Origin of the sequence: Sphingobacterium sp. UBA7253 (assembly GCF_002472745.1) — a bacterium.
GTDB lineage: Bacteria > Bacteroidota > Bacteroidia > Sphingobacteriales > Sphingobacteriaceae > Sphingobacterium > Sphingobacterium siyangense.
The window spans coordinates 11,668-28,803 of record NZ_DKSP01000030.1 but is presented as its reverse complement, the minus strand read 5'-3'; the positions used below and the strand labels follow the sequence as shown (position 1 = coordinate 28,803).

Here is a 17,136-nt window from a genome sequence, read left to right as displayed (position 1 = left end):
TTTCAAAGTCAGTAAAAAGAAAGATATGTTGATTATTGAACCGACAGAATCATCAACCTCCGAATTTGATGATGTTGTTCTGCGCGTTGGGGTTGGTGGATTGTATAAGGTTTTGTTAAAAGATGGAACTATAGTATTTCTTAATTCCAATTCCGAGCTAAGCTACAAAGGTGATTTTTTAAAAAATCGGATTTTAAGTTTAAAAGGGGAAGCCTTTTTTGAGGTTGCAAAGAGACAACAGGCTGGTATTAAACAGGAATTTACTGTTCTGACAGGGAAACAGCGGATAGCTGTATTAGGTACTAAGTTTAATGTTTTGTCTCGTGAAAAGATCGAGCAGACTGTATTAACAGAAGGAAGTATAGCTTTGAGAAGTATGAAATCAGGAAAAAATGAGTTTCTTGTTCCTGGAGAGAGAGCCATGCTGGATGATCAAGGATCTATTGATAAAACAACTGCTATAACCGAAGATTATACATCGTGGAAAGATGGTAATTTGTATTACGAAAATAAAAGCTTGCGCTATATTCTCTCAGATCTCGCTAATATTTATCCGATTCATTTTGATCCCAATAAAGTTCCCAATCGAAATTTTACACTTTTTCTTAAAAGAGATCGCTCGTTTTCTGAGATTTTGGATCTCATAAAAAGATCAGGCAATTTGAACATCACGTTAAAAGGTCATGAATTAATTTTTTAAAAAAATTTTTTAGGGTAATCGCGTTTGGGAGACTCTTTATTGTAAGAATGGGAATAATGCCCCTTTTACAATAAAGCCTAAAAATATGAATAAAAAATTTCACCTGAGAAAAAACAAATTTTGGTTTGTTCGGGACCAATCTGCTTTAACTTTTCTAAAGCGATCGTCAAGAATAGGTACTATCCTTGGTTTAATAGCTCTCCAAAGCCTTCCCTTAGCCAAGGCACAAGAATTAAACCTCAATCTAAAAAATGCAACCTTATCAGAGGTCCTAAAAGAGATACGTAAACAAACGGGATATCAGATTATTTATGATTCGGATATTTTGCAAAACAAAAAATTAATCTCTTATTCTGGTTCCAAATTGGATTTGAGGTTAGTGTTGAAAAAAGCGCTCACGGAGCAGGATCTAGATTTTGTGATTGAAGGTAAAACTATTATTGTTAAACCACAGGAAAGGAATAGTTTCAAAAATATCCCAAATCAAAAATTAGAAAAGATAGAGATTAAAGGTACAGTTTTGAATGCATCGGGAAAACCAATTGCGGGTGTGACTGTGACAGAAAGAGGTACCTCAAATACTGTATTGACAGCAGAAGACGGAACATTTACTTTAAAAGTAGCAAATGAAAAATCTATTTTGGATTTTTCCTATGTGGGGTATGCTTCTTTAAGTGAAAACGCTAGTCGCAACCCAATGCTGTTGACAATGGCCAGTCAGGATAGAGCCTTGGAAGAAGTTGTCGTAGTGGGGTACGGAACTCAAAAGAAGGCAAATTTGACTGGTGCGGTTTCTTCCCTTGATGGTAAAGAGTTAGAGTCAAGACCTGTGCAGAATGTTGGACAGGCGCTGCAGGGCATGATTCCTGGGTTGAATTTACAGACAACTGGATTGGGCGGCGAGCTAAATCAAAATCTAAGCGTCAATATCCGTGGTGCGGGGACGATAGGCGTAGGGTCGAGTTCATCAGTTTTGGTTTTAATTGATGGGATGGAAGGTAATATGAATGCGCTGAATCCTCAGGATATTGAAAATATCACCGTGCTTAAAGATGCAGCAGCTTCTGCTATTTACGGCTCCAGGGCACCTTTTGGAGTTATCCTCATTACAACAAAATCTGGAAAATCGGGGAAGATAACAGCAAATTATAACAATAATATAAGACTGGGCAAGCCAAGAGGGCTACCAACGATGTTAGATTCCAAAACATTTGCTTACTATTTTAATGAAGTCGCAGCAAACGATGGTGAGGGTGCAAAATTTTCGCAGGAGGTATTGGAACGGATTGACGCTTATCAGAAAGGAGAAATAGAAACGACAACTACCCCAAATGCTAGTGACAGATTTCAATACTATACGGGATCTAATGGGAATACAAACTGGTTTAAAGAGTTTTATAGGGACTTTACAACTTCCCATGAACATACGCTCAGTTTGAATGGCGGTACTGAAAAGCTAAATTTTTATAGTTCTGCAAATTACATGGATCAAAATGGTTTGAACAGATTTGCCAATGATAATTTTCAACGATATTCGATAGCTACGAAAATCAATGCAAAGATTAGCGATAAGGTGGACCTCATGTACAATACGCGTTTTGTACGTGAAGACTACGAAAAAGCAAGCCATATGAATGATTTATATTATCATAATATAGCGAGAAGATGGCCTACGATACCTTTGTACGACCCAAATGGAAATTATTCCGAACCAAGTGAAATATTGCAGCTGCAGCAAGGAGGACGTTCAAAATTTCAGAAAGATTTTCTTTATCAGCAGCTACAATTACATTATCAGCCAATCAAAAACTGGAATATAACAGGAAATGTCAATTACCGCATTACGACTCAAAATGACCATGCCGAAATTTTGAAAGCTTATTCAAATGATGCAAAAGGAAACCCGTTTCTCCTTGCAGTAGGATACAATGCTGCGGGGTATACCAATGTGTCTGAATACAATCGCAAAGACGAATATTTCAGTACAAATTTCTTTTCAGATTATTCCTTTGACCTCAACGATGATCATCATTTCAAAATTTTGGCTGGTTTCAATTCAGAGCTCAATAAGTATAGAGATCTCAATGGAAGCATGAGCGATCTGATCACAGATAATATACCGACATTGAATACTGCCACCACCAATCCAAGGGCTTCTGGGGGCTATCAACATTGGGCTACCGCTGGTTTTTTTGGACGATTAAACTATAGCTACAAAGATAGGTATCTTTTTGAGGCTAACGGACGATACGACGGCTCTTCACGTTTTCCAAGAGATTTGCGCTGGAATCTCTTCCCCTCAGTTTCCGCTGGATGGAATGTAGCAAATGAGTCATTTTGGCCTATTAAGGAGCATGTTTCCATGTTTAAGTTACGTGGTTCCTATGGCGAGTTGGGAAACCAATATACGGACAATTGGTATCCTTTTTATGCAACAATGCCAGTAAGTATAGCTAATGGTACCTGGCTTTTGAATGGACAAAAAACAAATACAGCCAGTGCACCTGGGCTTATTGCCTCAACTTTGACCTGGGAGCGTGTATCAAGCTGGAATGTGGGGTTGGATCTGCGGGCACTTTCCAATCGTTTAGGTTTATCTCTTGAAGTCTATCGTCGGAATACATTCGATATGATAGGACCAGCACCAGAACTTCCCGCTATTTTGGGTACAGCTGTGCCGCGATTAAACAATGCCGAGATGAACTCCAGAGGCTTTGAAATTGAGTTAAATTGGAAAGATCATATCGGTAAATTGAATTATAGCGCGCGAGCTGTCCTTTCCGACGACCGTCAGACAGTCACCAAATATCCTAATCCTACAGGTACGTTGAGTACCTGGTACGATGGCCGCAAGAATGGGGAGATCTGGGGATATCAAACTTTAGGAATAGCACAGAGCGCAGAAGAAATGGCTGCACACCTCGCTAATGCCAAACAGTCTTTCGGGACAAACTGGCAAGCTGGGGATATTATGTATGCTGATCTCAACGGGGACGGTCAGGTTAATAATGGAGCCAATACGTTGGCGAACCCAGGGGATCTGGCAATTATAGGAAATTCGGCCCCACGCTATCGTTATAGTTTTGATTTAAATTTCAATTATAGTGGATTCGATTTAGGGATTTTCTTGCAAGGTGTTGGAAAACGCGATTATATGCCCAATGGCCCATATTTTTGGGGGGCGAATGGCGGGATGTGGCAGTCTGCTGGATTTGTTGAGAATATGAACTTCTACCGCGATGAGAATTCCACGATGGTACAGAACGGTGTTTTAGGTGTTAATAAAGATTCCTATTTACCAAGACCTTATTTTAACACCTCAAAAAATCAGCAAACACAAACTAAATATTTGCAGAGCGCCGCTTATTTACGTTTAAAGAATGCTCAATTTGGATATACGTTTTCTCCACAGCTATTGGCCAAGATAGGATTTACCAAAATTCGTATTTATGCATCAGGTGAGAATTTGTTGACTTTTACCAAAATGGCTAAGGTTTTTGATCCGGAAACCGTTGGACTAGGAGGATGGAACGATGGAAAAACATATCCATTTTCGACGACTTATTCTTTTGGCCTTAACTTGAATTTTTAATTAGATATATATGAAAACGACATATTATTTTTCTACAATTTCTTGGTTGTTATCGATGACCGTGCTGTTCACTTTGCATTCCTGTAACAAGTATCTGGACAGGGAACCCTTATCCAATGTAACGCCGCAGGAATATTTAAATACCGAAGCTGATTTAGCCGCATATACGGTTGGACGTTATGCCTTTCCATCCCATTCTGGCTGGGGGCTTGGCACATTTGCCAACGATAACGGTACCGATAACCAGGTGACTTCAAGTTATTCGACTCGTTGGGTTCCGGGAGAATGGCGTGTGCCGAGTTCGGGCGGCGAATGGGATTTTGCTCAGATTAGACAGTTGAACTATTTTCTCGAACAGGTACTTCCAAAATGGAAGAGCGGTAAGTTAACAGGAAATTCAGCAAATATAACTCATTATGTGGGTGAAGCGTATTTTTTGAGAGCGTATGAATATTTTAATAAAGTACAGGCGCTGGGTGATTTTCCGATTGTTAAAAATACACTCAAAGATAATATGGAGGAGCTGACGGCTACTTCCATTCGACAACCTAGAAATATGGTGGTTAGATTTATTCTTTCTGATTTGGATTCGGCAATTACGTTGTTGAACGATGTAGCCCCTGACGGAAAAAACCGTATTTCAAAAAAGGCCGCTTTACTTTTTAAATCTCGTGTAGGGTTATTTGAAGGCTCTTGGCTAAAATACCACAAAGGAACTGCTTTCGTCCCTGGCGGAACTGGCTGGCCGGGCGCAAAATCGCACCCAAATTTTTCGATCAATATCGATAATGAGATCAATTATTTCTTAGAACAGTCGATGACTGCAGCTGCTCAGGTAGCCGATGCAGTCGAACTTGTCGGAAATACAAAGGATGATGGTTATAATTCATCTTCGAACCCCTATTTCAAAATGTTTGGCGACGAGAATCTAAATGGTTACAGCGAAGTACTTTTATGGCGGAGTTATTCAATGCCTTTAGGAATTACGCATGCTGTAAATCACTACATGAACCGTAATGGCGGAAATTCTGGATATTCAAGAGGCCTTGTGGAAAATTTTACGATGAAAAACGGACTGCCTATTTATGTTTCGAACTCCGGTTATGCAGGCGACGATTCCATCAGCCTCGTCAAAAAAAATCGGGATAATCGCTTACAGCTCTTTATGAAAGCACCTGGTGAATTGAGTTATACCAACCAGATTTCTTCGACAGGTGCTGTACAGACAGAGCCGAGACCAGATATTATCGGACTAGCCGAAACAAGGTACGTGACAGGTTATGCCGTGAAAAAAGGAATGAGTTATCTTTTTGCCCAAGCTGAGGGACAGACTGGTACCACAGGCTCAATTATATTTCGTGCTGTTGAGGCTTATTTAAACTATATTGAAGCAAGTTATCTTGCAAAGGGAATGATCGATGCAAAAGCGAATAGTTACTGGACAAAAATCAGAGAAAGAGCAGGTGTAAATACAGATTTTATGGCAACCGTAAATGCGACAGACATGCAAAAGGAAGCTCAAGGTGATTTTGCAGCATATTCTGCTGGGCAGTTACTATCCGACAAACTTCTTTATAATATTAGAAGGGAGCGCCGTTTAGAACTAGTTGCTGAGGGATTTAGATTTAATGATCTTAGGCGTTGGCGGGCGTTGGATCAATTGGCAAGCAATCCATACATTATTGAAGGGATGAGACTGTGGGGGCCTATGCAAGACTGGTACAAAGATAAAGGTGTATCGACTTTAATCGTACCCGGCACAGCAGGAAAAACCGCAAATGTGTCCTCACCACAGGAAAGTCAATATTTAAGACCCTATCGGATTAATCTTTCGGCTAACAATCTTGTTCTAAAAGGCTATAGCTGGACCAGTGCCCACTATTTGTCTCCTATAGCCATAAGTCATTTGAGCATAACTTCAACAGATGGTAGCCCAGCTGGTTCAATTATTTATCAAAATCCGAATTGGCCTTTAGTTGCCAATCAGGGAGCCAATCAATAATTGGTCGGAACCTTTACGAAAACTTTGAAGATAAGATAGTTCGGAGATTATTCCGGCTATCTTATTTTTGTCAGATAAATATCAAATGAAGAAAATTAATACAATTACATTACTGTTATTGGCAGCGGTTTTTCATGCTTCGGCTCAAAATATGATTGCATTACAACCCGGAGAATCAGAATCTGCTATTGTAACCAAAGCTGCCAACGTGATACCGACCCAAAGACAGCTTGATTGGCAAAAGCTGGAAGTGACCGGATTTCTCCATTTTGGGATCAATACCTTCACAAATAAGGAATGGGGTGAAGGGAAAGACGATCCAAAATTATTTAATCCGACGCAATTAGATGCAGAACAATGGGTTAGGACAGCAAAGGAAGGTGGAATCAAACTTTTGATTCTTACGGCGAAGCATCACGATGGCTTCTGCCTCTGGCAAACGAATACAACAGACTATTCGGTTAAAAATTCTCCTTACAAAAAGGGAAAAGGAGATATTTTTGGCGAACTTGCTGCGGCCTGTAAAAAATACGATATGAAGTTGGGGGTATATCTTTCCCCTTGGGATCGACATGAAGCTTCTTATGGGTCAGAAGCTTATAATGATTTTTTTGTTGCCCAATTGAGCGAATTACTGACCCGATATGGTCAGATTGATGAAGTTTGGTTTGATGGTGCTAACGGAGAGGGACCTAACGGTAAAAAGCAGGAATACGATTGGAATCGTTATTATCAGGTTATACGTGAAAAACAACCTGAGGCCGTTATCGCAGTTATGGGACCCGATGTAAGATGGGTCGGTACAGAAACGGGGTATGGACGGGACACAGAATGGTCAGTTGTACCGGCTAGTAATCTAGCACAAAATCAGATAGCTGCAGGATCGCAACAGCAGATGAATATTAAACCGGCCGGAGATATGCGTAATAAAGATCTTGGGAGCAGAGAAAGGATCAAAGAGGCAAAAGGGCTGGTATGGTACCCAGCGGAAACTGATGTTTCTATACGCCCGGGATGGTTCTATCACGAGGAAGAGGATAACAAAGTCAAAAGCCCGGGTAAGTTGATGGATATTTATTTTAATTCGGTAGGGAAAAATGGTGTCTTGTTGCTTAATATTCCACCAACAACTGCAGGTTTGATTCATTCGGTAGATGCTGCAAATTTAAAAAAGTGGAATGACTGGCGCACAGCATTGTTTTCGAAAAATCTTTTAAGCAAAGCTAAACTCCATACTGCAGGCCTCGTTTTAAAAAAATGGAAAAAAATGCCATTTTGGACGACGAAAGATGAAAAAAACAGCATAGCAACTTTTGAATATACCCTACCTAAAGCAACCGCGTTCAACGTTCTTTCCTTACAGGAAACCATCGCTTTAGGGCAACGTGTCGAGCGATTTAATTTGGAGATCTGGCAAGATGGAGTCTGGAGAGAAGTGTCGAAAGGAACTACTATCGGTAACAAACGTTTATTGACTTTTCCGACAGTTAGTGCCCAGAGATTAAGAATCAACATTTTACAATCTCGCCTAAACCCGCAAATAGAACAGCTGGGACTCTATTTCAATGAAAAAGGAGCATTTGAATAGCACATTATGATTTCAGCTTTAATTCCAATCACAAAAGATCTGAATAATTTTATTATGTTATACATAAGTTGTATTTTCGGATCTTCAATTTGTTTTTATGAACAAACTCAACCTTAAAATGCTATAGATGCAAAAAGAATCTAAATCTTATTTATCCATTTTTTCAACCCGAGGACTGAAATTTATACTATGTGCAATAATATCTATTGGACCAAATACTTTATTTGCTCAGGAACGAATAGTAACCATGCTCGAGGATGGATGGAAATTTACAAAACATGATCAGCCAAACTTCGCTGATATCGGATTGATTACAAGCGAATGGCAGACTGTTCGTGTTCCGCATGATTGGGCAATTTATGGCCCATTTAGTGCCAACAATGATAAGCAGCATATGGCTATTGCTCAAGATGGACAAAAGGAAGCATTGGAACATGCAGGTCGGACTGGTGGACTTCCGTTTGTAGGCGTTGGCTGGTATCGTAAAGAATTTGAATTGCCACAAAACGTTCAAAATAAGCGCACGGTTTTACAGTTTGATGGTGCTATGAGCAATGCTGTCGTTTTTGTGAATGGGAAAAAGGTCGGCAATTGGCCTTATGGCTATAATAGTTTTTATTTTGACGTTTCCGAGTATGTGAGTCCGGGTCAAAATTTGGTCGCGGTAAGATTAGAAAATAAGTCTGAGTCATCCCGCTGGTACCCTGGCGCAGGATTATATCGAAATGTTCGATTGGAGATCACTGAAAAAACAAGTATTGCACATTGGGGCACCTATATTACGACGCCTGAGATCACAAAGGATTTCGCGCGAATTCAGGTTCGGACTGATTTAGCCGGTATAGATCTGTCGAAAGATTCTCTTTCCTTAGAAACTATTCTTATCGATAGCCATGGACGCATCGTGGCGAAGAAGAATGATCAGATAGGCAACTACCAGATCCAGCAGATGCAACAGGAATTGTTCGTTGAGAAACCACAATTGTGGGAATTGCAATCCCCCAATTTATATAAAGCTGTCAGCAAGCTCTATCAGAACGGCAAATTAATCGATAAATATCAAACCGTATTTGGAATCAGAAGCATTGCTATGGTACCCAATAAAGGGTTTTATTTGAATGGAAAGCTGACCGTATTTAAAGGAGTGTGTTTGCATCATGATTTGGGGCCTTTGGGAGCAGCTGTGAATGATGCCGCTATTAGGCGGCAGTTACGAATAATGAAAGATATGGGCGTTAATGCCATTCGCACTTCCCATAATATGCCGGCTCCGGAGCTGGTGCAAGCCTGTGACGAAATGGGTATTATGCTAATGGCGGAAAGTTTTGATGAATGGAAAATTCCCAAAATGAAGAATGGGTACAATCAATATTTTAACGATTGGGCCGAAAAAGATCTTGTAAATCTGATACGGCATTACCGCAATAATCCAAGCGTTGTGATGTGGTGTATTGGAAATGAAGTACCCGAACAAGGAAGTCCTGACGGATCTAAGGTCGCGAGATATCTGCAAGATATTTGCCATCGTGAGGATCCATCTCGCCCAGTTACCCAGGGGATGGACAACCCTGATGCGGTTATAAATAGTAGCTTTGCCTCAACGATGGATGTTGCAGGCTTTAATTATCGTCCATTTAAATACCCCGAAGCCTATAAAAAGTTACAACAGCAGTTAATTCTTGGTACTGAAACTGCGTCTACTTTGAGTTCTAGAGGTGTTTATAAATTTCCCGTTGAACGAAAATCGATGGCAAAATATGACGACCATCAGGCTTCGAGTTATGATGTAGAGCATTGTTCCTGGTCGGATTTGCCTGAAGATAACTTTATTCAGCATGACGATCTACCTTACGCAATAGGTGAATTTGTCTGGACAGGGTTCGATTATTTGGGCGAACCGACACCCTACTATACAGATTGGCCAAGTCATAGTTCTTTGTTCGGTATTGTAGATCTTGCCGGTATCCCTAAAGATCGATATTATCTTTATCGTAGCCATTGGAACCAGGAATTGCATACACTTCATATTCTTCCTCATTGGAACTGGAAGGGACGCGAAGGACAGAAAACGCCAATTTTTGTCTATACAGATTACCCTGCAGCGGAAATTTTTATCAATGGAAAAAGTCAAGGAGTAAAAAAGAAAGATTTTGATGTTACCTTGGTAAATTCTAACGATAAAAAGGCACAAAATGATTTTATGCGTCAAAAGCGCTATCGTTTGATGTGGATGGATACTAAATACGAACCGGGTACGGTTACGGTAGTTGCCTATGATTCTTTAGGAAATATAGCTGCAAGAGATAGTGTAAAGACGGCAGGTAAGTTATATACTGTACGTTTAGACGTTGATCGGAAACAATTGAAAGCAAATGGAAAAGATATTGCTTTTATCACAGCTACGCTGGTTGATAAACAGGGGAATATAGTGACAGGCGAAGACCGAGAATTAAAATTCAAGGTAAAAGGGCAGGGGGCTTTTAAGGCTGTGGCGAATGGAGATCCAACAAGTTTGGAATCATTTCAGAAGCCTTTCATGAAGTGCTTTAATGGTCAATTGGTTTTTCTTGTTGAAAGCAGAGACTCTGTTGGGGAAATTATAGCAGAAGTAGAAGGAAAAGGATTGAAGAAAGCAAGCGTCAAATTAACGGTGAAGTAAAAGATATGTTTCATCCTATAATGCTGTACAATCAGATAATATAGGTGTGTGTATAGATGGAATTTGCTTGTGGGGCACGATAATCTCATAAAGGTCTATTAAATATTGTAGAGAATTATTTGGCCTAATTAATGCATCAATTAATTATGTTTAAAAAAATGCTTTTGATACAACCTTTTTAATATCTTTGGTGAGTAACTTCATTTTATGAAAAGAGCTATTTTTTACCATTGTGCTCAGCTATTTTTCTTAATTCTAATTTTATTAATTGGAGGATGTTCCAAGAAGGAGAATATTGCGAGCAAAACCGATGAATATATTGATCAGGCAGAAATATTAAATCCTTTGAATCTTGTTGTAAGTGCTGCAAACAAAGATTTAATAGAGTTATCTTGGGATAAGGTGAACAGTTCGCATTTTAAGCCAGTATCCTATGCGATATATGTCGATAATAAGCTTGTAGCGAAGGATCTTAGTATAACAAAATACAGCTTAATTAATTTGCTTGGCGATACAAATTATAAGATCCGTGTAATTGCGAGTTCCCAAACGGGAATAACACAAGAACAAAGCATAGATGCAAGAACTGTTGGAGGCAGCACAACTAACGGAAGTACTTATGTTGAATACAAAATTCATACGCAATCACGTATAACGGGCAATAATAGCATCCGTCTTCTGGAAGATGGTGGACATTTAATCTGTACATTTTTGCAGCATGAGGGGGGAGAAACAAATTTTAAACTGATTGTATATCGTACAAATAATAAAGGCCAGATTATATGGTATCGCTTGATCCAGGATCTAAATTATTATGATTTACCACCACATGTAGTGTTGCCTTCTAAGCAAGATGAAGCTTTCATTATTGTTAAACACGATATTTATGTCATTGATCAGACGAATGGTAAACTGAAACTGGAGAAGCCCGTTTCGATAGATTTGTCTCCGAATGATTACGTTTCATCAGTTCAGTTTGACGCGTCACATAACATGATCATGGGTACAGGTGGGGGAGAGCTGTTAAAGGTTACTACCAGCGACTTTAAAGTTGTTTGGAAACGTAAAAATAGCTCCGTTGGCATTTCTTCAATTCAGTTAGACAATGCGCAACAGATCTATTATAGTTTGCTTGATTCTGAAGCATCAAAAATTAAGGTGCAAAAAACAGATCGGGACGGTAATGTGCTGGCTACTTTTGAGTTTGATGGAAAGCTTCCTGGCGATTACGAACGTCAATACCATATGCCTATTTTACTGAAAGATAAAAATGATATTTTTTATCTCTGGGGTTTTGACTTCTATTCCTATTCGTTAAGGTATGTCAAATTTGATAAGAATGGCAATGTCAAGGCAAAATTGGGTGAGTACGTCAATTTAAAGCCAGCAGGAGCTTTTTTTGATAATGATAACAATATTGTGGTCTATGGACAGCAAGAAGGTGGTGGAATATCCACTTATGGTACTATAAATAAGTATGACAGTGATCTGAAGCTCTTATCGACTTTACAATATCCTAATTTGGAGATGCATATGTTTAAAAATATGACCCAGAATGTCGATAATTCATACAACCTGTTTTTCTATTATATACAAACCTGGTCCTATGAAAATTTGAATTTCATTTATATTAAAACAAAATCAAATGGGCAACTTTAACAAATACCTTTGTCTACTGGGGCTTGTTTTTCTTATGTCGGCCTGTAAAACTGAAAAAAATGAGGTTTTTCCAAGGATTATTAATGAGGCCATCACTAGTGTCCGGGATAAAGAAATTTCAATGACCTATCAGATTTCCAGTCTAGGATATACAAAATCGGGCGTCAGGTACTATAAAAAAGATAATCCCAGTCAAGGAAAAAGTGTTGAAGCTGTTCGTGAAGGCGATATGTTTCGACTCACATTGAATGAACTGGATTCCGAATCTACTTATATTTTGGTGCCTTACATCGAGTATAATGGCAACACAATAGAATCTGAGCGTAAAACTGAAATAACCACAACTGCTCCATTCCCAGAAGATTTTACGCTCTTTTGGCCAAATACAGAGGCAGAGTATGATGAAAGGGGCCAGTTTAGGACTGTGGTTGAAGGGAAGAATCTTAATAATATTAATCTGAGAGATATTAAATTTCTATTTGGAATGGACACGCTTCACATGAACTATCCCATTGCAACGAAAAATGGAACCTATCAGATCAGTCTAACGGGTTATTATCCGTATCGAGACGGAAATTATATGTTGCGCGTGATTTATAAAGAGAAAGAGATCATTGGTCAGGCTATTGATTTTATTTATAAGGGAAATACATTGGCCATAGGACTGAAAAAGACGAACTGGAGAACTAATTATCCTTCGATCTGCAATGACCAAATCTATTATTTTTGGAACAATTCTGTTTCACATTTTGATCCTGAAACGAGCCGGTTGCAGAATATTGCTCATATTCCCGATACGATGGGGGTTATTCCGCCAAAGTCCGTATCCATTGGAAATCAAATATTTTTTCTTGCACTTCCAGTTAGCCATATTTTGCCTTCGCTAGAGCCGGACCTTTTCAATGGTTATGAGTTGTTTTGTCAAGCTTTTGACATTGAAAAACGCGAATTTTCAAAGTACTATTTTAGCCGGCCCCAACTTAAAGAATCGCACGGTTATAGTAATCATAGTATCTTTGTGCACAATAATGCGGTCTACCAAACGTATACACTTACAGTGAATTCTCGTGGAATAAAGAATATTGTCGCCAAATATAACCCGACAAAAGATAAATTTGAGGAGATCGCCACTTTCGATACTAATTTTTCCAGTGAATGCTTTGTCTCAGTTAAAGGCAGATTATATGCACTTGGAGTTTCAAATGTATTTGACCAAGGTTTCAATATCGGGTATACCTTAACGATATATGCTGTTGACGCGAACACATTTAAACTTACAGAATTATATCGTGTCGGAACAACAAATCAAACCTATCCTTATGCGCCAGTAGGTGCCATAAATTTTAATGGTGATATATTACTGGCATTGGACGTCAATAATTTTATGATGTACAACATAGTAAAAAACACGCTAAGTCCTATCTATTTAAGTATTAATGGAAATCATATGTATTTTGGCGGAATGTTCACTTATAAAGACAAGTATTACCTCAATGCTGATATTAACTTTTTAGAAGGCTCAATTTATGAAATGTCTATCCAATAACAACTGTATATGCTGGTTTATAGGAGTTTTATTAGTCCTTATGAGCTCCTGCAAAAAGGAAACCGTATATAACGAAATAGATGCTTTTGCAGATATTCAAAATAAAGTTACTTTAGATAAAGGCCAGTACATACTGTCTTTTACACTTGCTTCGTATCCATATAGTAAAGTTGAAGTATATGTACACGATGATCTTGCTGTTATGTACAAACAGACCGGAGGAAAAATCTACAATGCCGTGAGTCAAAATAACAATAAGTATAGTGTGTTCTTTTCCCCTTTAGAAAAATCGAAAAAATACTATTATCAACTGATTGTTAACGACAGCAACGGGAATTCAGTACGTTCAGCAATATTTAATTTTACAACTCAACCTTAATATCCATGTATAATAAGTCTACATTATTTTGGTGTTCATTTCTTTGTGTTTTTTTTGAAAGCTTTTTATTTGTAGCCTGTTCAAAGAAGGAATACCAGGATGTACTGAAAACAGTATATGAACCTAAGGCCGAGCCCACTGAACTATATGACGAATTCACCGTCCAGCTAAAGGGTAGCGCCTTACAAAAAGGGGAAACAGGTACATGGAGTATAACAAAAGGAACTGTAGTGGAAGATTATGTGAAAATCGACGACCCTAATAACCCTAATTCGTTTTTTAGGGGAGTGCCTGGAGAGGAATATATCCTTACCTGGACGGTAAAAGGTAGCGGTAATAGTAATACGGCCACAGTCGATGTTAAAATACCCGAGTTACATATCGATATTAAAGAAAACACACCTTCATCCTTTAAGACGATACTTCACTTTGCCGTGGATCCGAAATATAAAGGTAAATGGTCTTTCGATAAAGCTTATGGTCATCTACATAGCACATACCACGATGGTTGGGCCAGACCGGTAGAAGAAAATCCAACCATTGAATTGCATGGTTATTCCAATACCAGCTATCAAGTTACCTATACGATGACTTATGCTGGGAAAAATTATCAGTTTACCAAAAAGGTACAGACTGGCGAATATCAAGAAGACGAGGCATTAAATGAATTGCAAATGGGGCGCGGTGGGCGTGTTGTTGAAGATAAGGATGGACATATTATTGAAATGAATATGCAGGCTTCAGGTATAGCACATCGTTTTAATGACCCGGGCTCTTTTCCTGCGCTTAAGGCATTTAAATATCTAAGGAAGCTTATTTTAGGTGGATCTTCATTGAAAGATGTTCCGACTATTTTTGGCGATCATTATCTTGCCCTTGAAGAACTTAGTCTAGACAGAGTTGGCTATTATCTTACTATTCCTGATAATTTTGGCAATCTGACCAAACTGAAATCATTTCACCTGACACCGATGCGAACCCCCGATTTGGGATATACCGTGGTATTGCCAAAAACTTTTGGAAATTTAAAGTCGCTCGAAACCCTTATTATGCGGTATGTCGGCGATGTAGACTTCAACGGCACGTTGGGTAAACTGGTCAATTTAAAACACCTCGATTGCTTTGTTACCCAGCTTCCTTCAGATTTTGGAAACTTGACCAAACTGGTGTCTACGGAAGTTCTCGCGCAACAGGCTTATATCCCATCAAGTTTGAGTCAATGCCGTAATTTGAGGTTTGCACGTTTTAGTTTTGTTTATCCGGGATCATCACCAGTTACCTTGCCTTCGGATATCGATAATTTGACTAAGTTGGACACGCTTGAAATTTACGGAGAAAGTAGGCTTCAGCAACTGCCACAATCTTTTGGTAACCTCAAGAGCTTAAAACAACTTTGGATTCAAGGAGAAAGCTTGCAATCTATTCCTGATAATATTGGGAACTTGTCTAATCTTAGATTCTGGTTAGTGGGCGGTAATTTTAAAACTTTACCGGCTTCGATAGGTAACCTTAAAAAATTAGAAGATCTTTGGCTATCCCCTTCTGTAGAGAAGCTTCCAGATGAGTTCGGCGGATTAAGTAGTTTATCCTATCTGAATATGGAGAATAGTAGACTGACAACTCTACCGGAAACATTCGGAAAACTTAAGAGCCTGAAGGAAATCAATGCAAGGGCATCTTCGATTACTGATTTTCCAAGCAGTTTTGGACAATTGGACGGTCTGCTAAAACTGGATTTCAATTATAGCAAGCTCAAGAAATTTCCTGTAGAGATTTGTGCTTTGAAGGCCGTGAATAACGTTATTTTGAACGGTACAAATTTGGGTCGACTTCCCGATGAAATTTATTCCATGCGCTCAGGTGTGATTTTTACGCTATATCAATGTTTGAATATGGACTATGATCAATTAAAGGAAATCACTGCGAAAAGAGATGGTCTTGTATTTTATTACTGATAAGCGGATCATGATTGCCTGTAAATATGTTAATTTTTAAGGCATGGCCCACAGGAAGTAAACATAAAGTCCGATAGCACAGGATGCTCCAGATGAATGTTTACAGAATATTTTTGGACGGAAACAAAGGGGTATAACGTAATACTATTCAAGCTTAATGAAGTTTCAAAAATTTCTTTTCGGACGATCAATTTTGGGTAAATTCCAAAAGAATAGAATAAAATGATAAAGGAGCTGACCGCATGATCATCCTTTTTTTTGGAAGTATTATAAGGATAGCGAATGCGAGAAAAAAAAGAATTGTAATAACCGGAAAAACAAACGGTACTAGGCCATCAAAATTCACACAAAGCCCAAAAACTGTTAAAAATAAAATTGGTAATACGATTAGTATTATTGAAAAGTTTTATGGAGTCCAGTACTTTTTATAATACTCTAGCTGCGATTTTACATCGGGATCTTTCCCCTTTAATTTCCTATAATAACTTAAGACCGTTGCAAAATAATGTTGATATTTTCTGATCGGTTATTTTTGCTTTTTTTTGCAGTTTTTTCCGATTTGGATTCGGAAATCTAGTTGCGTTTTCTTGAAAAATCCTCTTTTTGAGGCCTTTTCAACTGCTTAATTTGTGTTTTTTATTGCATTGGACACAAGTATCCCAGGTGATCTGTAAAGATTGTACGCCATGGCTTCCATTAGATTTTGTGTATGCATTTTGGCGATCCCCTTATACCTTGCACAGCTTGAGTTGAACCATCGCCGGATGCTCCCGAAGGTCCGTTCAACTTTGAACCTGATCTTGCCGATCAGTTTGTTTCTTAACTTCTCTCTTTCGGTTAACGCTGTTCCTTTCTTTGCCTTATGCAAGATCCTGCTTTTTAGCTTTCCTGATTTGATCAATTCCTCATTTTTAGAGGAACGATATCCCTTGTCAGCATAGATATGGATGCCCTTTGGAAGGTCAGCCGAAGATATTACCTGTTGAAGATTGGCAATTTCATTTACATTTGCTGGAGTGGTTACCACGCCCAGAACCAGGCCTTCTGTATCGGTGA

The 17,136-nt window shown here is 38.8% G+C and carries 10 protein-coding genes; 9 read left to right on the top strand and 1 reads right to left on the bottom strand.

What is annotated here, in order from left to right:
• The 9 genes from B2X72_RS02700 to B2X72_RS02660 form a co-directional block, all read left to right on the top strand.
• Window positions 1-700 (top strand): FecR family protein (locus tag B2X72_RS02700; protein ID WP_286848211.1); only part of this gene is annotated, 700 nt, incomplete at its 5' end.
• Between the two features lie 85 nt (window positions 701-785).
• Window positions 786-4,292, top strand: a complete 3,507-nt coding sequence (locus B2X72_RS02695) for a TonB-dependent receptor (RefSeq protein ID WP_070566785.1) — start codon at window positions 786-788, stop codon at window positions 4,290-4,292.
• A 10-nt stretch (window positions 4,293-4,302) separates the two neighbouring features.
• Window positions 4,303-6,294 (top strand): RagB/SusD family nutrient uptake outer membrane protein, encoded by a 1,992-nt coding sequence (locus B2X72_RS02690; protein WP_083295986.1) that lies wholly within the window; start codon window positions 4,303-4,305, stop codon window positions 6,292-6,294.
• 85 nt (window positions 6,295-6,379) lie between these two features.
• On the top strand, window positions 6,380-7,882 hold the full coding sequence (locus B2X72_RS02685) for an alpha-L-fucosidase (protein ID WP_070566783.1): 1,503 nt from the start codon (window positions 6,380-6,382) through the stop codon (window positions 7,880-7,882).
• A gap of 127 nt (window positions 7,883-8,009) precedes the next feature.
• Window positions 8,010-10,541, top strand: coding sequence for a glycoside hydrolase family 2 TIM barrel-domain containing protein (locus tag B2X72_RS02680; RefSeq protein WP_083295985.1), 2,532 nt, complete (start codon window positions 8,010-8,012; stop codon window positions 10,539-10,541).
• Window positions 10,542-10,748: 207 nt separating this feature from the next.
• On the top strand, window positions 10,749-12,200 hold the full coding sequence (locus B2X72_RS02675; RefSeq protein ID WP_070566781.1) for a hypothetical protein: 1,452 nt from the start codon (window positions 10,749-10,751) through the stop codon (window positions 12,198-12,200).
• Window positions 12,187-13,746, top strand: coding sequence for a hypothetical protein (locus B2X72_RS02670; RefSeq protein WP_286848210.1), 1,560 nt, complete (start codon window positions 12,187-12,189; stop codon window positions 13,744-13,746). Before B2X72_RS02675 ends, B2X72_RS02670 begins: the two co-directional genes overlap by 14 nt.
• Before the next feature lie 40 nt (window positions 13,747-13,786).
• On the top strand, window positions 13,787-14,125 hold the full coding sequence (locus B2X72_RS02665; RefSeq protein WP_070566777.1) for a hypothetical protein: 339 nt from the start codon (window positions 13,787-13,789) through the stop codon (window positions 14,123-14,125).
• 5 nt (window positions 14,126-14,130) lie between these two features.
• Window positions 14,131-16,080 (top strand): leucine-rich repeat domain-containing protein, encoded by a 1,950-nt coding sequence (locus B2X72_RS02660; protein ID WP_070566775.1) that lies wholly within the window; start codon window positions 14,131-14,133, stop codon window positions 16,078-16,080.
• A gap of 622 nt (window positions 16,081-16,702) precedes the next feature.
• On the opposite strand, the gene B2X72_RS02655 is transcribed toward B2X72_RS02660, so the two are convergent.
• The coding region (locus B2X72_RS02655; protein WP_286848209.1) for a transposase at window positions 16,703-17,136 on the bottom strand (434 nt) is incomplete at its 5' end.